The 19383-nt window shown below is 74.5% G+C and carries 16 protein-coding genes and 1 pseudogene; 11 read left to right on the top strand and 6 right to left on the bottom strand.

Annotated elements, in window-relative coordinates; translation table 11 throughout:
* Window positions 1-7 precede the first annotated feature (7 nt).
* Both V6U88_RS04925 and V6U88_RS04920 read right to left on the bottom strand, forming a co-directional pair.
* Complete coding sequence (locus V6U88_RS04925) at window positions 8-805, bottom strand: site-2 protease family protein (protein WP_334450183.1); 798 nt, start codon at window positions 803-805, stop codon at window positions 8-10.
* On the bottom strand, window positions 805-1005 hold the full coding sequence (locus V6U88_RS04920; RefSeq protein WP_088961023.1) for a hypothetical protein: 201 nt from the start codon (window positions 1003-1005) through the stop codon (window positions 805-807). Before V6U88_RS04920 ends, V6U88_RS04925 begins: the two co-directional genes overlap by 1 nt.
* A 152-nt stretch (window positions 1006-1157) precedes the next feature.
* Between V6U88_RS04920 and V6U88_RS04915 the strand changes: the two are divergent.
* The 4 genes and pseudogenes from V6U88_RS04915 to V6U88_RS04900 all read left to right on the top strand — a co-directional run.
* Window positions 1158-2012 (top strand): annotated as a pseudogene (locus V6U88_RS04915) (serine/threonine-protein kinase); the annotation flags it as partial.
* A gap of 1182 nt (window positions 2013-3194) precedes the next feature.
* Complete coding sequence (locus V6U88_RS04910; RefSeq protein ID WP_334450179.1) at window positions 3195-5105, top strand: bifunctional adenosylcobinamide kinase/adenosylcobinamide-phosphate guanylyltransferase; 1911 nt, start codon at window positions 3195-3197, stop codon at window positions 5103-5105.
* Window positions 5095-5868, top strand: coding sequence for an adenosylcobinamide-GDP ribazoletransferase (gene cobS, locus V6U88_RS04905; RefSeq protein ID WP_334450177.1), 774 nt, complete (start codon window positions 5095-5097; stop codon window positions 5866-5868). The genes V6U88_RS04910 and cobS overlap by 11 nt, the downstream gene beginning before the upstream one ends.
* Before the next feature lie 65 nt (window positions 5869-5933).
* A complete protein-coding gene (locus V6U88_RS04900) occupies window positions 5934-7223 on the top strand; it encodes a DUF2314 domain-containing protein (RefSeq protein WP_334450174.1) in 1290 nt (429 codons plus the stop codon).
* A 119-nt stretch (window positions 7224-7342) separates the two neighbouring features.
* Here the strand turns inward: V6U88_RS04900 and gcvT are convergent, their stop codons facing one another.
* A complete protein-coding gene (gene gcvT, locus V6U88_RS04895) occupies window positions 7343-8473 on the bottom strand; it encodes a glycine cleavage system aminomethyltransferase GcvT (protein ID WP_334450172.1) in 1131 nt (376 codons plus the stop codon).
* Window positions 8474-8637: 164 nt separating this feature from the next.
* Between gcvT and V6U88_RS04890 the strand changes: the two genes are divergently transcribed.
* On the top strand, window positions 8638-10209 hold the full coding sequence (locus V6U88_RS04890; protein WP_334450170.1) for a leucyl aminopeptidase: 1572 nt from the start codon (window positions 8638-8640) through the stop codon (window positions 10207-10209).
* A 120-nt stretch (window positions 10210-10329) separates the two neighbouring features.
* Here V6U88_RS04890 and V6U88_RS04885 read toward each other — a convergent pair whose 3' ends face one another.
* Window positions 10330-10659 carry a hypothetical protein gene (locus V6U88_RS04885; RefSeq protein ID WP_334450168.1) on the bottom strand — a complete coding sequence of 110 codons (330 nt, stop codon included), beginning with the start codon at window positions 10657-10659 and terminating at the stop codon, window positions 10330-10332.
* A gap of 140 nt (window positions 10660-10799) precedes the next feature.
* On the opposite strand from V6U88_RS04885, the gene lpdA reads away from it, so the two are divergent.
* Window positions 10800-12230, top strand: a complete 1431-nt coding sequence (lpdA, locus tag V6U88_RS04880; RefSeq protein WP_334450166.1) for a dihydrolipoyl dehydrogenase — start codon at window positions 10800-10802, stop codon at window positions 12228-12230.
* 73 nt (window positions 12231-12303) lie between these two features.
* Window positions 12304-14148: a 2-oxoglutarate dehydrogenase, E2 component, dihydrolipoamide succinyltransferase gene (gene sucB / locus V6U88_RS04875; RefSeq protein ID WP_334450164.1), complete on the top strand. Its 1845-nt coding sequence runs from the start codon at window positions 12304-12306 to the stop codon at window positions 14146-14148.
* Between the two features lie 68 nt (window positions 14149-14216).
* Here sucB and V6U88_RS04870 read toward each other — a convergent pair whose 3' ends face one another.
* Window positions 14217-15167 carry an SDR family NAD(P)-dependent oxidoreductase gene (locus V6U88_RS04870; RefSeq protein ID WP_334450162.1) on the bottom strand — a complete coding sequence of 317 codons (951 nt, stop codon included), beginning with the start codon at window positions 15165-15167 and terminating at the stop codon, window positions 14217-14219.
* Between V6U88_RS04870 and V6U88_RS04865 the strand changes: the two genes are divergently transcribed.
* The 3 genes from V6U88_RS04865 to V6U88_RS04855 all read left to right on the top strand — a co-directional run bounded on the left by V6U88_RS04865 (window position 15102) and on the right by V6U88_RS04855 (window position 17818).
* The gene (locus V6U88_RS04865) at window positions 15102-15410 is read left to right on the top strand and encodes an SbtR family transcriptional regulator (protein ID WP_334450160.1); all 309 of its coding nucleotides are present in this window, start codon (window positions 15102-15104) and stop codon (window positions 15408-15410) included. The genes V6U88_RS04870 and V6U88_RS04865 overlap by 66 nt on opposite strands.
* 44 nt (window positions 15411-15454) lie before the next feature.
* Window positions 15455-16798, top strand: a complete 1344-nt coding sequence (locus V6U88_RS04860) for a low temperature requirement protein A (protein ID WP_334450158.1) — start codon at window positions 15455-15457, stop codon at window positions 16796-16798.
* Window positions 16799-16903: 105 nt separating this feature from the next.
* Window positions 16904-17818, top strand: coding sequence for an LLM class flavin-dependent oxidoreductase (locus V6U88_RS04855; protein ID WP_334450156.1), 915 nt, complete (start codon window positions 16904-16906; stop codon window positions 17816-17818).
* A gap of 31 nt (window positions 17819-17849) precedes the next feature.
* On the opposite strand, the gene V6U88_RS04850 is transcribed toward V6U88_RS04855, so the two are convergent.
* A complete protein-coding gene (locus V6U88_RS04850; RefSeq protein WP_334450154.1) occupies window positions 17850-18269 on the bottom strand; it encodes a MerR family transcriptional regulator in 420 nt (139 codons plus the stop codon).
* A gap of 55 nt (window positions 18270-18324) precedes the next feature.
* Here V6U88_RS04850 and V6U88_RS04845 point away from each other — a divergent pair, with 55 nt between their 5' ends.
* On the top strand, window positions 18325-19323 hold the full coding sequence (locus V6U88_RS04845; RefSeq protein ID WP_334450152.1) for an aldo/keto reductase: 999 nt from the start codon (window positions 18325-18327) through the stop codon (window positions 19321-19323).
* Window positions 19324-19383 lie beyond the last annotated feature (60 nt).

The raw sequence follows: 19383 nt of genomic DNA, 5'->3' as shown, positions 1-19383 counted from the left end.
GGGCGGCTTAGCCCTGCCAAAAGCGGATCAGGTCCAGCCCCAGGCCGTAGAGCCACGGCGGCAGCCCGAGCAGGTTGCCGATGGCGAAGACCGCGTCGAAGAACCAGCCGCCGATGCGCGGGTTCCACAGCAGCGCGAAGAGCAGGATGAAGCCGTACGGGGCGAACATGTCGTACATCCGCCGCCACTGCGGGTTCAGCCAGGGCTGGATCATGTTGCCGCCGTCCAGGCCGGGCACCGGCAGCAGGTTGAGCAGGCTGGCGGTGAGCTGGAGGAACGTCAGCAGCGCCACCCCCGCCCAGAACTCGACCGGCCCGCCGAACAGCCCGGAGCCGATCCGCAGCGCCGCCACCAGCACCAGGGTGAACAGCACGTTGGTGGCCGGGCCGGCGAGGCTGACCAGGGTGTGCCGCAGCCGGCCCGGGATGGCGTGCCGGTCCACCCAGACCGCGCCGCCGGGCAGGCCGATGCCGCCGAGCAGCACCACCACCACGGGCAGCACGATGGACAGCAGCGGGTGGGTGTACTTGAGCGGGTTCAACGTCAGGTAGCCCCGGTGCGCGATGTCCCGGTCCCCGGCGCGGAACGCGACCACCGCGTGGGCGTACTCGTGCAGGCAGAGCGAGACCAGCCAGCCCGAGACCACGAAGAGGAACACGTCGAACCGGACGTTGCCGAACCCGTTCCAGGCCATCACCCCGCTGGCCACGAAGAGCGCGACCAGGCCGAGGAAGACCGGGCTGGGCCGGAACGCCGCCCGGGGCACCCCGAGCACCAGCGGGTCCCCCGGGCGGTCGTAGGCCATCACTCCGCCGTCGGCAGCAGGCTCATCCGGTACTCCACCCGGTCGTCCTCCACGAGCGCGACCGAGGTGACGCCGGACGCCGCGAGCTCCCGCCAGGTCTGGCCGATCCACGATTCGGCGTCCGCCTGACTGCCGAACGACTCCGCCGGTCCATCGACCGACGCGCCGTTCGCGCCCTCGTACCGCCAGCTCCACGCCATGCCGCGTCTCCCCTCGCCGCTCCACCGTCCCCGGGACGGACCCCCGCAAGCGTAGTCGGCCGCCCGCACGGCGGCCCGACGCTCACCCCTGCCGGCACCGCGGCCACCCATCGGTGATCACGCCGAGCGCGCCCGGCCGGTACGGTGACGCGGTGCTGACTCAAGGAGTGGTGCTCAGCAATCGGTACCGGCTGGGCGAACGGGTGGCGACCGGCGGCATGGGCGCGGTCTGGCGGTGCGTCGACACGCTGCTGGACCGGGAGGTGGCGGTGAAGGTGCTGCTCCCGGCGCTGGTGGAGGATCCGGAGTTCACCACCCGGTTCCACGCCGAGGCCCGGATGATGGCGGCGCTGCGCCACCCGGGCATCGTCGCGGTGCACGACTTCGGCTCGGCGACGCTCGCCGACGGCAGCCGGGTCAGCTACCTGGTGATGGAGTACGTCGACGGCGAGCCGCTGGTCACCTGGATCCGGCGCGCCGGCAGGCTCGACCCGGCGTCGACCATGTCCGTGGTGGCGCAGGCCGCCGCCGCGCTGCACGCCGCGCACACCGCCGGCATCGTGCACCGGGACGTCAAGCCGGGCAACCTGCTGGTGAAGCGGGACGGCACGGTGGTGCTGGTCGACTTCGGCATCGCCCGCTCCAGCACGATGGCCTCGCTGACCGCGGCGCACATGGTGCTCGGCACGGCGTCGTACATGTCGCCGGAGCAGGCGGTCGGGCAGCCGGTCTCGGCGGCCACCGACGTCTACGCGCTCGGGGCGGTGGCGTACTACTGCCTGACCGGGCAGCCGCCGTTCGTCGGGGAGAACCCGCTGCAGGTGGCGCTGCGGCACGCCCAGGAGGAGCCGGCGCCGTTGCCGCCGGGCATCCCGCCGGCGGTGGCCGAGGTGGTCGGGCGGGCCCTGGCCAAGAGCCCGGGCGACCGCTGGCCGAGTGCGGCCGCCCTGGCGGACGCGGCCCTGGACGCCCGGGACGCCACGCTCGCCGTCCTGCGGGTGCAGCCGCGCCCGCCGTGGGCGCTGGCCGGGCCCGCGCTGCCCGCGGCGGCGGTACCGCCCGGGACGTCGGGGCCGACCGGTTCGGCCGGCGCAGCGGACGCGGGTCAGCCGTCGGGCGCGGCGGAGGCGGCTGCGCCGTCGGGCGCGGCGAAGGCGGCTCGGCGGTCGGGCGCTGCCGACGCGGTGAACGGACCGACACCCGGCCCGAGCACCAGGTCGGGGCCGCTCCCGGCGGCCGGGCCGGCGTGGCCCGAACCGGCGGCGCAGGCCCGCCCCGCAGTCCACCCGGCCCCGCACTCCGGCGCACACCCCGGTCCCGCACCGGCCTGGTCGTCCCCCGCCGCCCGGCCGCCCCAGGGGCCGTACCCGGCGGTGCTGGGTGGCCAGCAGGCGACCCCGCCCGCCGGCCACCCCGGCCGGTACGTCGTACCGGAGACCGCCCCGACCCGGGAGGACCCGGCCGGCGGCGCGGCGCGGCGGCGCCGGCTCGCCCTGGCCGGCGCGGCCGGCGGGGTGGTCGCCGTGCTGGCGGCCGTGGCCGCCGTGGTGGCGCTCCAGCCGGACGAGCCCGCCCGGGGCGGCCCGGCGCTGACCGCCGAGTCCGCGGCGGCCGTGCCCGTCACGCCGGGTCCGGTCGTCAGTAGCCGCACCGGGAAGCCGAGGCCGAGCGCGAGCACCACCCGGTCGGCGTCGGCGAGCCCGACCGGCACGACCAGCCCGCGACCGGGGGCGGAGCCGGGCGCCAGCGCGTCCACCACCGCCGCCCCGCAACCGGGGACGACCACCACCCCGCCGGCGAAGCCGAACCCGTACACCCCCGGGCAGGTCTGCGGCAGCGGCTACCAGGTGATCGACTCCGCGTCGTTGACCTCCAACGGGGTGCAGCGCGGGAAGGTCTACCTGCTGTGGAACGAGGCCGCGAAGGCCAACTGCGTGGCCACCATGAAGGTGACCGCCGTCGGCGAGCGCACCACGGTGTCGGCGTTCCTGCAGGTACAGGGGAAGACCCGGGCCACCGACAGCGGCGCGTTCGAGTACTACGCCGGCCCGGTCCGCGCCACGGCGGGCGGGACGTGCGTGAAGTGGGGCGGGTCGACCGGGGGCGCCAGCTACGCCAGCGAATTCGAGCACTGCGGCTGAGCGCGGGCCGCCCGGCGACCGCACCCCGGGCGGCTTTAAGGTACGGGCATGTCCGTTGACGGGTGGAACACGGTCCTGGTGCTCGGCGGTATCCGCTCGGGCAAGTCGGAGTTCGCCGAGTCCCTGGTGGGCGACGCCCCGACGGTGCGCTACGTGGCGACCTCCGCCGACGCCGACCCGGCGGACACCGAGTGGGCCGCCCGGCTGGCGGCGCACCGGGAACGCCGGCCGGGCAGCTGGACCACCGAGGAGACCGCCGACGACCCGCGCCGGCTGGCCGATGTGCTCGCCTCCGCCGGGCCGAACGAGACGCTGCTCGTGGACGACCTGGGCGGCTGGGTGACCGTGCTGCTCGATCCGGCGCACCAGCCCGCCGACGACGTCGCCACCATCGCGGAGCTCGCCACGGCGGTCCGCGACAGCGAGGCGCGGATCGTGCTGGTCAGCCCCGAGGTGGGGCTGTCGCTGGTGCCGACCACCCCGCTGGGCCGCGCCTTCACCGACGCGCTCGGCGCGGCGAACCGGGCCGTCGCGGACGCCTGCGACGCCGTGGTGCTGGTGGTCGCCGGTCAGCCGACCTGGCTCAAGCCCGCCGTCACCCCGCGCGCCGCGGGGGTACCCGCCCAGGCCGGCCCGGCCCGGCAGGACGCGACGCCCGCCGCCGACACGGCGGCGGAGGCTCCGCTGCCGGACGTGCTGACCCCGGCCCCGCCGGCCGCGCCCACCGCGGCCGTGGACGCCAACGGCACCGCCTGGGCGGCGCCGACCATGGCGCTGCCGATGGTCGCCACCGGCCTGGTCATCCAGACCGGCATGGAGCTGCCCATGCCCGACGAGTACGCCGGCCCGCAGGCCGTGGACCGGCTCGCCGGCCTGGACGTGCCCGGGGCCGGGTTCGGCTCGCTGGAGCGGCTGGTCGGCTTCGCCGCCGCCACCCAGGGCACCGCCACCCCCGCCCCGTGGGCGGCCGTGCGGGTGCTGCTGCTGCACGGCGACCACCAGGGCGGCGCCGCCGCCGGCACGGTCCCCGGCGAGTCGTCGCGCCGGGCCCGGCAGGCGCGGGCCGGTCGGGGCGCACTGGCCCGGCTGGCCGCCGAGAGCGGCGCCAGCCTCCAGGTGGTCGACACCCCCTCCGCCGCGCCGATGGAGCACGAGCCGGCGCTGGGCGCCGCCGCCGTCGAGTCGGCGCTGCGCTACGGCTGGCGGCTGGCCGAGGAGGCCGCCGACGCGGGCGTACAGCTGCTGGTGCTCGGGGCGTGCGGCGCCGGCACGGAGGCGGCCGCCGCCGCGGTGCTGGCGGCGACCGCCGGCGCGGAGACCCCGGCGGTGCTCGGCCGGGTGATCACCGACAACGGCGAGATCGACGACGCGGCCTGGATGATCCGCTGCGCGGCGGTCCGCGACGCGCTGCACCGCACCCGCCGCTCTCCCCGCGACGCCAAGGACGTGCTGGCCGAGCTGGGCGGCGGCGACATCGCGGTGGCCACCGGGGTGCTGCTCGGCGCGACCGCCCGCCGGGTGCCGGTCATGCTCGACGGCCCGGTCGGGCTCGCCGCCGGCATGATCAGCCGGGACCTGGCCGGGCAGGCCCGGCACTGGTGCCTGCTGGCCGACCACGGCGGCCACCCCGCCGTCCGGCTCGCCGCCGACGTGCTCGGGCTGGCCCCGCTGCTGGACCTGCGGCTGGACCTGGGCGAGGGCGCGAACGCGCTGGCCGCGCTGCCGCTGCTGCGCTCGGTGCTGACGCTGGCCGCCGCGCTGCCCACCCACCCCCGGCTGGGCGGCGGGGAGCCCGACTCCGACGAGCCGGACTTCGCCGAGCCGGAACCGGCGGGCCCCGGCCCGACCACCGTGGAGCCGGACTACAGCGAGCCGGACTTCAGCGAGCCGGAGCCGGCCGGCCCGGGCCCGACCACCACCGAGCCGGAGCGGGACCCGTCCGGCTGGCGTGCCGGCTGAGTCGCGGGTCGCCGACGGCCTCCGGCTGGCGCTGACCACCTTCACCACGCTGCCGGTGCGCGCCGGCCGGATCGACCGTCCGGTGGCGGGCGCCGCGATGGCCCTCGCCCCGCTGGTCGGCGCGCTGCTCGGCGCGGTGCTCGCCGGGGTGCTGCTGCTCCTGACCGCGCTCGCGCCACCGCTGGTGGCCGCCGGGGTGACGGTCGGCTGCGCCGCCCTGCTCACCCGGGGGCTGCACCTGGACGGGCTGGCCGACACCGTGGACGCGCTGGGGTCGTACCGGCGGGGCGCGGCGGCGCTGGAGATCATGAAGAAGCCGGACGTGGGACCGTTCGGGGTGGTCGCGCTGGTGGTCGTACTCCTGCTTCAGACGGCCTCCCTCGCGGAGCTGGCGGGGCGGTCCTGGCCTGCGGCGCTCGCGGCCGTGGTGGCCGCGACGGCGGCGGGGCGGCTCGCGGTGACGGTGGCCTGCCGGCGCGGGGTGCCGGCGGCCCGGCCGGAGGGGCTGGGCGCGCTGGTCGCCGGGACGGTGGGGCCGGTGGCGCTGGCGCTCGGCACGGCCGCCGTCGCGCTGGCGGCGGTCCCGGCGGTGCCGGGCCGTCCGTGGCAGGGGCCGCTCGCCGTCGGGGCGGCGCTCGCCGTCGCGGTGGGGCTGCTGCGCCACGTGGTACGCCGGCTCGGCGGCGTCACCGGCGACGTGCTCGGCGCCGGCGTCGAGCTGGTCACCACGCTGGTCTACCTGGGACTGGTGCTGTCCGCCTGAAGCCGGCACCGGGCGGCGGGTAGCGTTTGCCCCGACAGCACCGGCACGGCCTTCCGGGGGACGACTTGCTCATCACGGACGACTTCCTCCCCATCCCGGTGCCGGAGTCGCTGAGCGCGACCTACCTGGTGCCGATGGCGGGGCTGCCCCGGGTGAGCCCCAAGACGGCCGTACGGGCGTTGGAGGGCCGGCTGGCCGAGCCGGTGCACGGGCTGGCGACGCAGATGCTGGACAGCCCGCTGATGACGGTGGACACCCGCTCGATCGACGAGTTCCCGCAGCTGCCGCCGGACCTGCTCGCCGCGTTCGGCGCCACCGAGGCGCAGCTGAGCCGGCTCGCCGCGGCCAGCCACCTGGTGGTGGTGCAGGCCGAGTACCGGCCGGGCTGGCCGCCGGCGCACGAGTGGGCGGCCCGCGCGGTCGCCGCCGCGGTCGCCGAGTCCGTCGACGGCGACGTGGTCGACGTGTTCGGCCTGCAGTTCCTCGACCCGGCGGCCGCGCTGCGCTCGCTGCCGGACGCCCAGGGCCGGGTACGCCTGGTCGACTGGGTGCTGGTGCCGTACTCCTCCGACGCGGAGGGGCTCTGGTTCACCACCAAGGGGTTGCGCCGGTTCGGGCTGCTGGAGTTGCAGACCCAGGGCGTGCCGGACCACCTCACCCGGGCCTGGGGCGCGGTGATGACCGGAGCGGCCCGGCGGCTGCTGCGGGACTGGACCGACGGCCTGGCCGGCGAGGAGGTGCCGGCGTTCGTGCAGCTGCCGGTGCTGGCCACGGTGACCGGGCACGACATCGCGGTGGCGTACGGCAACCCGGAGCAGCACGGCGCGACCGCCCCGGTGCTGCTGCGACTGGAGCTGGACCCGGCCACCGACCCGGAGGCGGACTCGTTCCTCAGCCTGCGCCCGCCGCCCGGGCACCCGGGCCCGGCCGGGAAGTACTTCGCCGCCGCCTGCGCGACGCTCTTCTCCGGCATCCAGCCGGACGTCCGCTACGCCCGCCCCGGTGACGCGATGAGCAAGGCGATCGCCACCGCCCGGGCCTCGCTGGACGACGTCCGGGCCCGTTTCCTCGCCGGCAAGCTGCCCCCGGAGTCGCAGCTCGTGGTCAAGTACGGCCTGCCCGGCGACGAGGGCCCCGAGTTCGTCTGGGCCGGGGTGACCTCCTGGGAGGTGCCGGAGCGGATCGTCGGCGCCAGCGCCAGCGACGCCAACACCGACCCCACCGTCCGCATCGGCTCCCCCGTCGTCGTAGAGTCCGCCGACGTGGTCGACTGGGCTCTCCTCGACGGCACCGGCGTCATCGAAGGCGGCTGGACCCAAGCCGTCCTCGACGCCGGCGAACCCCCCACCCCCTGACCCTCTCCCCCTCTCCCACCCCCCGGGTCACCCCGGTGATCATGAAGTTGACGGCAGTCGAGGAGATCGACATCGCCGCCAACTTCATGATCACCGGGGGGCAGGCACCGGGTGGGGGGTTACTTGACTGAGGGGGTCACGAAGGGGGGGCGGGTGACGCGCATCTGGGCGCGGCGGCCGCGGATGTCGACCTCGACCAGGGCGCCGTCGGTGAGGTTGGCGGCCGTGTCGAGCAGGGCGAGGGCGATGCCCTGCTTCTTCGTCGGGCTGAAGGTGCCGCTGGTGATCGTGCCGAGCTCGGTGTCGCCGGCGTACACGGTCATGCCGGGGCGCGGGATGGCCCGGTCCACGGCCTCCAGGCCGCGCAGCGTACGCCTCGGGCCGGCGGCCTTCTCGGCGAGCAGCGCGTCGCGGCCCCAGAAGGCCGGCTTGTCCCAGCCCACCGCCCAGCCGGAGCGGGCCTGCACCGGGGTGATCTCCAGCGACAGGTCCTGCCCGTGCAGCGGGTAGCCCATCTCGGTGCGCAGCGTGTCCCGGGCGGCCAGCCCGCAGGCCCGCAGCTCGTACGCCTCTCCGGCGGCGAACAGCGCGTCCCAGACCGCGACCGCGTGCTCGGCCGGCACCACCAGCTCGTAGCCCAGCTCCCCGGTGTAGCCGGTGCGGCAGACGGTCAGCTCCACGCCGGCCAGCGCGGCGGCGGAGAAGCTCATGTAGCCGTGCTCCACCGGCAGGCCCAGCCCGCCCAGCAGCTCCGCCGAGCGCGGGCCCTGCACGGCCAGCACCGCGTACGCCTCGTGCTCGTCGGTGACGGTGATCCCGGCCGGCGCGGCGGCGCGCAGCCGGCGTACCACCTCGGCGGTGTTCGCCGCGTTCGGGATGAGGAAGACGTGGTCGTCGGCGTGCAGGTAGGCGATGATGTCGTCCACCACGCCGCCGGTCGCGTCGTCGCAGCAGAGCGTGTACTGCGCCCGGCCCGGGCCGATGCGGCCCAGGTCGTTGCTGAGGCAGGCGTTGACGAACTCCGCCGCGCCCGGCCCGGTCACCCGCGCCTTGCCCAGGTGGGAGACGTCGAAGACGCCCACGGCGGTACGCACCGCCGTGTGTTCCTTCAGCACGCCGCCCCCGGCGTACTCCAGCGGCATCTCCCAGCCCCCGAAGGGGGCGAACTTGGCGCCGAGAGCGGTGTGCCGCTCGTGCAGCGGGGAACGGCGCAGCCGGGTCGCGGCGGCGTCGGAGGTCACGTCCGTCATGGGTGGCAACTTACCGGGGTACCCGCCGCTGGTTAGCATCGGCGGGACCCGCCGGGACAGCTGTCGGCGGGACAGCCAAGCTTCCGGCGGGTAGGTTGCCGCCGGAGACCTTCATCGCCGGTACGCGACGACGCGACCGGCCCGGCCCGCCCGGAGTAGCTTCAGTGACATCGCCCAGCACCACCCTGAGCCTGGTCGACACCGACCCTGCCGAGCTTGCCGTCGACGCGATCGTGATCGGCGTGCACAGCCAGACCGGAGAGCAGGACGCCACGAGCGGCCTCGCCGGCACCCTGCTGCTCGCCAGCGGCGCGGAGAGCATCGCCGCCGCCTTCGAGGGCAAGCTGACCGAGACGCTGGCGCTGCTCGGCGCGACCGGCGCTCCGGGCGAGGTGACCAAGCTGGCCACGCTGGGGACGGTCACCGCGCCGATCGTCGCCGCCGTCGGGCTCGGTCCGGAGCCCACCGGCGCCGCCCCCGCCCCGGAGACGCTGCGCCGCGCCGCCGGCGCGGTCGTCCGGGCGCTGGCCGGCGCGCCCCGGGTGGCGCTGACCCTGCCGCTGCCCGACGACGCCGACGCCCCCGCCGCGCTGCGCGCGGTCGCCGAGGGCGCGCTGCTCGGCGGCTACCGGTTCGCCGGCTACAAGACCAAGCCGCAGCCGACCCGGCGCACGCCGGTGGGCGAGGTGCTGATCGCCGTGCCGGACGCCGCCGACACGACCGCCCGGGGCGAGATCGACCGGGCCACCGCCGTGGCCGGCGCGGTGCGTACCAGCCGGGACTGGGTGAACACCGCCCCCAACGAGCTGCGTCCGCCGGCCTTCGCCGACTCCGTCGCGCAGGCCGCCCGCGCGGCCGGGCTCGACGTCGAGGTGCTCGACGAGGAGGCGCTGCGCGCCGGCGGGTACGGCGGCATCATCGCCGTCGGGCAGGGCTCGGAGGCGCCGCCGCGCCTGGTCAAGCTCACGTACACCCCGGCGGGTGGCGGCAGCGGCAAGCGGGTGGCGCTGGTCGGCAAGGGCATCACCTTCGACACCGGCGGCATCTCGATCAAGCCGGCCCAGGGCATGTGGGAGATGAAGTCGGACATGGCCGGCGCGGCCGCCGTCGGCGCCGCGATGCTGGCGATCGCCGCGGTGAAGCCGTCGGTGGCCGTGACGGCGTACCTGCCGATGGCGGAGAACATGCCGTCGGGCACCAGCTACCGGCCGGGCGACGTGATCACCATGTTCAACGGCAAGAAGGTCGAGGTGCTCAACACCGACGCCGAGGGCCGCATGATCCTGGCCGACGCGATGGCCCGGGCCTGCGCGGACGGCACCGACTACCTCTTCGAGACCTCCACCCTGACCGGTGGGCAGGTCATCGCGCTGGGCAAGAAGATCGCCGGCGTGATGGGCACCCCGGAGCTGTGCGAGCGGGTCAAGGTCGTCGGCGAGTCCGTCGGCGAGCCGGCCTGGCCGATGCCGCTGCCGGACGACGTGCGCAAGGGCATGGACTCCGACGTCGCGGACATCTCACAGGTCAACGCCGGCATGGACCGCGCCGGGCACATGCTGCAGGGCGGGGTGTTCCTGCGCGAGTTCGTCACCGAGGACGTGGCCTGGGCGCACATCGACATCGCCGGCCCGGGCTACCACTCGGGCGAGGCGACCGGCTACTGGACCAAGGGCGGCACCGGCGTCCCGGTCCGCACCCTGGTGCAGCTGGTCGAGGACGTGGCCGCCAACGGCTGACACCCACCCGCAACCCCCGACGGGGCGCCTCCCACCCGGGAGACGCCCCGTCGGCGTCTTCCCGCACGCACGCCGACGGCCTTCGGCGGTGGGCGCGCGACTCGGGGGAAGCAGGGTGGGTCAGAAGAGTTCGGGGCGGCGTTTGCGGCGCTCGTTGTAGTCGCGCATCCGCTGGGGGTAGCCCATCAGGCGTACGTCGTAGATGGGGATCGCCAGCCGGTGGGCGAAGCGGCGGGCGCCCTCGGGGCCCTCGACGCGGCGGCGGGTCCACTCCCCGTCGTCGGCGATCAGGATGACGGTGGTCTCGGTGACCGTGGTGCGCGGCTCGATGTACGCCTCGACGCCACGCCGGGTCCGGACGAAGTTCTCAAGATGGTCCAGATCGGCCCGCTCGGCGGGGCGGTCGCGGCTGACCGCGCCCGTCTGCTTGCGTCGCCGGAACAGTCCCACCGACTCACTCCTCCCCCGTCCGTCATCGAAGACGGTGCCAAGAGTACGTGCAGACGACGTGTCGTTGGGCACCTCGGTACGCGCTCCGCATCCCCTAGTGACAAGATGACCGAGGTGGGGTGTGTCCCTGTGACCCCGCCGTGACCCCCCGATGCAGCGACGCGACCTGGGAGTTGGACGTGAGCGAGCCGAACGAAGCGACCTTCGACATCGTCATTCTCGGAGGTGGCAGCGGCGGCTACGCGGCGGCGCTGCGTGCCGCCCAGTTGGATCTCTCGGTCGCACTGATCGAGAAGGGGAAGCTCGGCGGCACCTGCCTGCACAACGGCTGCATCCCCACCAAGGCGCTGCTGCACGCGGCGGAGATCGCCGACCAGACCCGCGAGTCGGAGCAGTTCGGCGTCAAGGCCGAGCTGGTCGGCATCGACATGGCGGGGGTCAACTCGTACAAGGACGGCGTGGTCTCCCGCCTCTACAAGGGCCTGCAGGGCCTGGTGGGCAGCGCCAAGAACATCACCTTCGTGGCCGGCGCCGGCAAGCTGGTCGGCAAGAACGTCGTCGAGGTCGACGGCAAGCGCTACACCGGCCGCAACGTCGTCCTGGCCTCCGGCTCGTACGCCAAGAGCCTGCCCGGCCTGGAGATCGACGGCGAGCGGATCATCACCAGCGACCACGCGCTGACCCTGGACCGGGTCCCGGCGTCGGTGATCGTGCTGGGCGGCGGCGTGATCGGCGTCGAGTTCGCCAGCGTGTGGAAGTCCTTCGGCGTGGACGTCACCATCGTCGAGGCGCTGCCCCGCCTGGTCGCGGCCGAGGACGAGGAGTCGTCCAAGGCGCTGGAGCGGGCCTTCCGCAAGCGGAAGATCAACTTCAAGGTCGGCAAGCCGTTCGAGAAGGTCGAGAAGACCGAGAACGGCGTGAAGCTGACCATCGCCGGCGGCGAGACCGTCGAGGCCGAGCTGCTGCTGGTCGCCGTCGGGCGCGGCCCGAACACCGCCAACCTCGGGTACGAGGAGCAGGGCGTGAAGATGGACCGCGGCTACGTGCTGACCGACGAGCGGCTGCGTACCAGCGTGCCGAACGTCTACGCGGTCGGCGACATCGTGCCCGGCCTGCAGCTCGCGCACCGCGGCTTCCAGCAGGGCATCTTCGTCGCCGAGGAGATCGCCGGCCAGAACCCGGCCGTGATCGACGAGGCCGGCATCCCGCGGGTCACCTACTCCGACCCGGAGCTGGCGTCGGTCGGTCTGACCGAGGCGAAGGCCAAGGAGCAGTACGGCGCGGACAAGGTCAAGTCCTACAACTACAACCTGGGTGGCAACGGCAAGAGCCAGATCCTCAAGACGGCCGGCTTCGTGAAGCTGGTCCGGGTCGAGGACGGGCCGGTGGTCGGCGTCCACATGGTCGGCGCCCGGGTCGGTGAGCTGATCGGCGAGGCGCAGCTCATCTACAACTGGGAGGCGTACCCGGCCGAGGTGGCGCAGCTCGTGCACGCCCACCCGACGCAGAACGAGGCCCTGGGCGAGGCGCACCTGGCCCTCGCCGGCAAGCCGCTGCACGCGCACGCCTGATCGAGAACTGATTCCGCGGCGTCCGGCGGCAGACGGGCGAGATCGCACCAGGGGAATGAAGGAGTCATAAGAGATGCCGGTATCGGTCACCATGCCTCGGCTCGGAGAGAGCGTCACCGAGGGCACCGTCACCCGCTGGCTCAAGCAGGAGGGCGACACCGTCGAGGTCGACGAGCCGCTGCTCGAGGTGTCGACCGACAAGGTCGACACCGAGATCCCGTCCCCCGCGGCGGGCGTGCTGAGCCGGATCGTGGTCGGCGAGGACGAGACCGCCGAGGTGGGCAGCGAGCTGGCCGTCATCGCCGGTGAGGGCGAGGAGGCCGGTGGCGGCGAGGCCGCCCCGCAGCAGGCAGCCGAGCCGGCCGCCGAGCCGACCGCCGCCGCGGAGGGCACGGGCCCGGAGCCCGAGCAGGAGAAGCCCGCTGGGCAGCAGCCGCAGGCCGCGGCCGCCCCGGCGCCGTCGGGCGAGGGCACCCCGGTGAAGATGCCGGCCCTGGGCGAGAGCGTCACCGAGGGTACGGTCACCCGCTGGCTCAAGCAGGTCGGCGAGACCGTCGAGGTGGACGAGCCGCTGCTGGAGGTCTCCACCGACAAGGTCGACACGGAGATCCCGTCCCCGGTCGCCGGCACCGTCCTGGAGATCAAGGTCGCCGAGGACGAGACCGCCGAGGTCGGCGCCGACCTGGCGATCATCGGCGCGGCCGGGGCGGCCCCGGCCGAGGCGAAGCCCGAGCCGAAGCCGGAGCCCAAGGCCGAGCCGAAGCCGGAACCCAAGCCGGAGCCGAAGCCGGAGCCGAAGGCCGAGGCGAAGCCGGAGCCCAAGGTCGAGGAGCCGACCCCGGGCATGTCGTACAACGAGCCGGCCGCGGAGGCCGAGGTCGCGGCGGAGCCGGTGAAGGCCGAGCGGGAGGCGCAGCCGTCCGCCCCGACCCCGACCCCGCAGCGCCCCACCGCTGGAGCTCAGGGCGGCGAGGAGGCGGCCGGCTACGTGACCCCGCTGGTCCGCAAGCTGGCCGCCGAGCACGGCGTCGACCTCTCGTCGGTCAACGGCACCGGGGTCGGTGGCCGGATCCGCAAGCAGGACGTGCTGGAGGCGGCGGAGAAGGCGAAGGCGGCTAAGGCCGCGCCGGCCCCGGCGCCGCAGCCCGCCGCCGCGGCCCCGGCCAAGCCGGCCGAGAAGCCGCAGCCGAGCGGCAAGCGGGGCACCACGGAGAAGCTGCCCCGGATCCGCAAGGCCATCGCCAAGCGGATGCACGAGTCGCTGCACGAGATGGCGCAGCTCACCACGGTGATCGAGGTGGACGTCACCAGGATCGCCAAGCTGCGGGCGCAGGCGAAGGACTCCTTCCTGCAGCGGCACGGCGTGAAGCTGTCCTTCCTGCCGTTCTTCGCCCTGGCCGCCGTCGAGGCGCTGCAGACGCACCCGATCGTCAACGCCAGCATGGACCTCGAGGGTGGGACGATCACCTACCCGGACGCCGAGCACCTGGGCATCGCCGTGGACACCGAGCGGGGCCTCCTGGTCCCGGTCATCCACAACGCCGGTGACCTCAACCTCGGCGGCATCGCCAAGCGGGTCGCCGACCTGGCCGAGCGCACCCGGACCAACAAGATCAGCCCGGACGAGATCGCCGGCGCGACCTTCACGCTGACCAACACCGGCAGCCGGGGCGCGCTCTTCGACACCCCGATCGTGCCGTCGCCGCAGTCGGCGATGCTCGGCACGGGTGCCGTGGTGAAGCGCCCGGTCGTGGTCAACGACCCGGAGCTGGGCGAGGTCGTCGCGGTCCGTTCGATGGTCTATTTGGCCCTCTCCTACGACCACCGGATCATCGACGGCGCCGACGCGGCCCGTTTCCTGGTCGCGGTCAAGGAGCGGCTGGAGGGCGGCAACTTCGAGGCAGACCTCGGCCTGTAACTCCCGCTGCCACGCGCGAGGGGCGCCCCGGTCACACCGACCGGGGCGCCCCTCGTCGTCTGCGCCGCTCAGGCCGCCCGGAGGGTCTCCTCGGAGACCGTCCAGAGCCGCTCGGCGGCCTCCGGGTCGAGGGCGTACGCGGCGACGCCCGTCCGGGTGCCCGGCTGATTCAACCCGGCCTGCTGGCAGTCCTCGAAGTACCGGCCACCGACGCCGTTGAGCAGCGGCGAGGTGGCGACCAGCACCGAGGTGGCCGCGCCCTGCTCGGTGTTCTTCCAGGTCGGGGCGGCCGCGCCGCCGCTCTCGGCGCGCAGCCGGGCGAGCTCCTCGTCGCTGACGTAGCGCTGCAGGTTGGTCCGGATGGCGCCCGGCATCAGCGCGTTGGCGAGGATGCCGTCGTCCGCCCACCGCTTCGTCGCCTCGACGGCGAAGAGCACGTTCGCGGTCTTGGACTGCCCGTAGGCGGCCCACGGCTCGTACGGGCGCCGCTCGAAGTGGATGTCCTCGAAGACCACCGGCGAGCGCAGATGGGCCGAGGAACTGACCGAGACGATCCGGGCGCCGCCGGCCGCGGCGAGGGCCCGGTGCAGCCCGGTGGCGAGCGCGAAGTGGCCCAGGTGGTTGGTGGCGAACTGCATCTCCCAGCCCTGCGGGGTGCGCATCTCGGGCGAGGCCATGATGCCGGCGTTGTCGACCAGGATGTGCAGCGGTCCGTCCCAGCTCCGGACGAAGGCCGCGACCGAGGCCGGGTCGGCGAGATCCAGCGGGGCGACCAGGATCCGGTCGTTGCCGGTGCTGCCGGTGAGGTCGGTGGCGGCCCGCTGACCGGCGTCGACGTTGCGGACGGCGAGCGTCACGTCGGCACCGGCGGCGGCGAGCGCGCGGGCGGTCTCCACGCCGATGCCGGACGCGGCACCGGTGACGACGGCCCGGCGGCCGGTGAGGTCGATGCCGTGCACCACCTCCAGGGCGGTGGATTCGGCGCTGAAGGGCGTGCTGACAGGGGTACTGGCGGTCATGATCCGTCCTTGTCCGAGGCCGGGCGCGGGCTCCGCGGTACGGGCGTCTTCCCGCCAGGGTGCGGAGGTAACCCTGGAGGCGATCGCCCGGGACGCACGATCCGGTCCGACGTCTACCCGGGCGACGTGCTCGCCGGACTGAGCGGGGTGTCCCTGGCCGCCGCCGACCCGGCCCAGCACGACCTCGCCGGCCGCCTGCTGGACCTGCTGATGGACGGTCTGCGGCACCGCGCCGCAGGCTGAGGGGAATCGCCTCCGGGCCGACCGCACGCTGCGAGAGTGGACGGGTGGGCAGCGGGCGGTGGAGGCGGCGCGGACGGCTGGGGCCCGCCATTGCCGTCGCCCCCGGGGCCCGGGTGGACCGCTTCGAGGTCTTCTTCGACCTGGTCTTCGTCTTCTCGTTCTTCATCATCACCCGGGCCACCGCCGTCCAGATCACGGGTCATGCGTTGCTGCACGGCATGCTGGTGCTGGCGGTGCTCTGGTGGGCCTGGGTGGTGCACAGCGTGGTGGCCACCCGGGTGCGGCTCGGCGAGGGTTTCGTGCCGGTGCTGATGGTCGTCGGGATGGCGGCGCTGTTCTGCTTCGCGCTGGCCCTGCCGCAGGCGTTCGGCGACCCCCGCGCGGGCGCGGCCGCGCCGGTGGTCGTGGCGGTCACCTACGTGGTGATCCGCGCGGTGCACTTCATCCTCTACCTGCACGTCGTGCGGGACAGCCCACGGGAACGCAAGCAGCTGATCCGGTTCGCGCCGGAGCTGGTGTTCAGCACCGGTCTGCTGCTCGGCGCGGCGCTGATCCCGACCCTGATCGAGGACCTCGGGACGGCCTCGATGGTCCGGGACGGCCTCTGGGTGGCCGTGGTGCTGCTCCAGTACGGGTCCGGGATCCTGGGCGGCACCGGGGGCTGGGGGGTGGCGTCGGCCGAGCACTGGACGGAACGCTACGACCTCATCCTGATAATCGCGCTCGGCGAATCGGTCATCTCGGTCGGCGTCGGCAGCAACCTGCTCGGCCAGCCGCCGACCTGGCCGGCGGTCGCGGCAGCGACGCTGGGCATCTTTTTCACCGCCGCGCTCTGGTGGGCCCACTACGACGTCATCGGGCCCGCCGCCCGGATCGCCCTGCACGTCGCCGAGGGCCGCAAACGGGTGGCGATGGCCCGGGACGCGTACGCCTACCTCTACCTGCCGATGATCGCCGGGATCATCCTGTTCGCTCTGGGGGCCGAGGAGATCGTCCACGAGATCGCCGATCCGGCCGTGCCGCTCAAGGAGCCGGCGCACGGCCCGAGCGTGCCCCTGCTCTTCGGCGGGGTGATCTGCTACCTGTGCGGGAACATGCTGTTCCAGTTGCGGACGCTGGGCACGCTGTCCTGGACCCGGGTCGCCGCGGTGCTCCTGCTCGCCCTCGGCATCCCGGTCGGTTCCCACCTGCCCGGGCTGGCCACGCTCACCCTGCTCACCGCGATCTGCGTCGGGCTGGTGGTGGTCGAGATGACGACCATGGAGGAAGGCCGGCGCGCGCTGCACGAGGTGGTCTTCCACGAGAAGACCACCCACGAGGCGCACGAAGTGGCCTTCCGGGCCCGGTGGAAGGAGACCGGGACCGACGATATGGGCACCTCCACGTAGCGCGCCGGCAGCCGGCCGGCCGGCACGGTGGGGGCGGATTCGCCGGTCAGCAGAATCGGCCCGTCCGGGCTGGCCGGCAGGCCCCCGGCGGCGCAGGCTGGCCCGGTGACCGTCTTCTGCCTCCAGGCCACCCCCACCGACGCGGCGAGCTGGCTCGACCTGGCCCGGCGGGCCGAGGCCGCCGGCTTCGACGCGCTGCTCGCCGCCGACCATCCCGGCGACGTGACCTCCCCGTTCGTGGCGCTGGCCGCCGCCGCGTCGGTGACCTCGACGATCGGCCTCGGCTCGTACGTGTCGAACCTCGGCGTCCGCGAGCCCGTGCTGCTCGCCGCCGACGTGGCGACCCTCGACCTGATCTCCGGCGGGCGGGCCCGGCTCGGCGTCGGCGCCGGCCACACCCCGGCCGAGTGGCGCGCCGTCGGCCGGGAACGCCCGGACGTGGCGGGTCGGGTACGCCGCTGCGTGGCCGTGGCCGAGGCCGTCCGCGCCCTGCTCGACGGGGAGGAGGTCACCGTGGACTCCCCCGAACTGGCCGTCCGGGGCGCGCGGTTGACCGCGCCGCGCCCGGTGCAGGAGCGCATCCCACTGACCATGGGCACCGCCAACTCGACGCTGCTGCACTGGGCCGGCGCGCACGCCGACGTGGTCGGGCTGACCGGCTTCGGGCGTACCCTCGCCGACGGCCACGCCCACGACGTGCGCTGGCGGACCGACCAGATCGAGGCGCAGCTCGCCAACGTCGCCGCCGGCGCGTCGGGGCGGGACGACCCGCCCGCGCTGGAGGCGCTGGTGCAGAAGGTGGTGGTCACCGACGACGCGGAGGCCGCCGCGGCGGAGACCGCGCGCGACGTCGGCCTGACCGTCGCCGAACTGCTGGCCACGCCGTTCGTGCTGATCGGGACCCTCGACGAGATCGTCGCGGCGGTCGCCGAGCACGAGCGCCGCTGGGGCGTCACCCGCTTCGTGGTACGCCGGGACGCCCTCGAACCGCTCGCCCCGGTGCTCGCCCGACTGTCCTGACCTGCGGCAGGAGCGACCGGGAGTCGAGACGCTACGGAGCTGATGACGTGGACGACTCACGATCGGCCGACTCCGACGCCGGCGACGGACCGACCGGGAGCCGCTCGTAGAACCGGATCTTCTCGCGGAGATGGGCGTACTGGCGTTCCAGCAGGCGCATCTGCTCCTCGACCCGTTCGGCGTGCCGTTCCAGCAGGGCCTGCCGTTGGCCGGCGGTGTGCTCACCGTCGCGGGCCAGCTCGGCGTAGCGGCACATCTCGGCGATCGGCATGCCGGTGTCGCGCAGGCAGCGGAACAGCAGCAGCCAGCTCAGGTCGTCGTCGGTGAAGACCCGACGGCCGCCCGAGGTGCGACCGATGTCGCTGAGCAGGCCGATCTTCTCGTAGTAGCGGAGGGTGTCGAGGCTGAACCCGCTGCGGGTCGCCGCCTCCGAGGGGGAATAGCCGCGCATGCCGTCCGATGCTAGGGCTTGACCTGGAGCGCGCTCCAGGTTGAAAGCTGGCCGCATGACGATGACACGGACACTGGGCCGCAGCGGGATGGACGTCAGCGCCCTCGGCATGGGGTGCTGGGCGATCGGTGGACCGCTCTGGGGCGCGGGCGGAGAGCCGTTCGGCTGGGGCGAGGTGGACGACGACGAGTCGGTGCGCACCATCCACCGCGCCCTCGACCTCGGCGTCACGCTCTTCGACACGGCCAGCAACTACGGCGCCGGGCACAGCGAGCGGGTCCTCGGCCGCGCCCTCGCCGGTCGCCGCGACCGGGTGGTGATCGCCACCAAGTTCGGCAACCGCTCGGACGAGCGGACCCGCCGGTGGATCGGCGAGGACGGCAGCCCGGCCTACGCGGTGGCCAGCCTGGAGGAGTCGCTGCGCCGGCTCGGCACCGACCATGTCGACCTCTACCAACTGCACATCAACGCCCTGCCGGCGTCCGCCGCCCTCGACCTGGTCGACACCCTGGAGGGCCTGGTCACCCAGGGCAAGATCCGCGCGTACGGCTGGAGCACCGACAACCCCGCGTCGGCGCGCGCGTTCGCCGAGGCCGGTCCGCACTGCACCGCGATCCAGCACGACGAGTCGGTGTTCAAGGACAACGCCGAGCTGATCGCCGTCTGCGACGCGCTCGACCTGGCCAGCCTCAACCGGGGTCCGCTCGCCATGGGCCTGCTCACCGGCTCGACGCGGGCGGTGGGGGCGGACGACGTGCGCGGCAGGGCACCGGAGTGGCTGGTCTGGTTCACCGACGGCCGCCCGGCACCGCAGTGGTCGGCCCGGCTCGCCGAGATCCGGGAGGCCCTCACCGCCGACGGTCGTACCCTCACCCAGGGCGCGCTGGGCTGGCTGCTCGCGCGCAGCCCCCGGACGGTGCCCATCCCCGGCTGCCGCACCGTCGCCCAGGCCGAGGAGAACTTCGGCACCCTCGCCCGCGGACCGCTGCCGGCCGAGGCGTTCGCCGAGGTGGAACGCCTGCTCGCCGACCTCCGCGCGGCGCCGGTCGCCTGATCCTCAGGGCGGCCCGCGACCCGGCGGGTGGCCGGGTCGCGGGCCGGTCCCGACGAGCCG

Source organism: Micromonospora sp. CPCC 205739 (assembly GCF_036906795.1).
Taxonomy (GTDB): Bacteria; Actinomycetota; Actinomycetes; order Mycobacteriales; family Micromonosporaceae; genus Micromonospora.
This window is presented reverse-complemented; position numbering and strand designations above follow the sequence as displayed.

Excerpts from the sequence above, each read along its gene's own strand:
- sucB (WP_334450164.1), top strand. The coding sequence starts at position 12,304 with ATGCCGGTATCGGTCACCATGCCTCGGCTCGGAGAGAGCGTCACCGAG.
- V6U88_RS04870 (WP_334450162.1), bottom strand. The coding sequence starts at position 15,167 with ATGACCGCCAGTACCCCTGTCAGCACGCCCTTCAGCGCCGAATCCACC.
- V6U88_RS04920 (WP_088961023.1), bottom strand. The coding sequence starts at position 1,005 with ATGGCGTGGAGCTGGCGGTACGAGGGCGCGAACGGCGCGTCGGTCGAT.
- gcvT (WP_334450172.1), bottom strand. The coding sequence starts at position 8,473 with ATGACGGACGTGACCTCCGACGCCGCCGCGACCCGGCTGCGCCGTTCC.
- V6U88_RS04845 (WP_334450152.1), top strand. The coding sequence starts at position 18,325 with ATGACGATGACACGGACACTGGGCCGCAGCGGGATGGACGTCAGCGCC.
- V6U88_RS04910 (WP_334450179.1), top strand. The coding sequence starts at position 3,195 with ATGTCCGTTGACGGGTGGAACACGGTCCTGGTGCTCGGCGGTATCCGC.
- V6U88_RS04925 (WP_334450183.1), bottom strand. The coding sequence starts at position 805 with ATGGCCTACGACCGCCCGGGGGACCCGCTGGTGCTCGGGGTGCCCCGG.
- V6U88_RS04850 (WP_334450154.1), bottom strand. The coding sequence starts at position 18,269 with ATGCGCGGCTATTCCCCCTCGGAGGCGGCGACCCGCAGCGGGTTCAGC.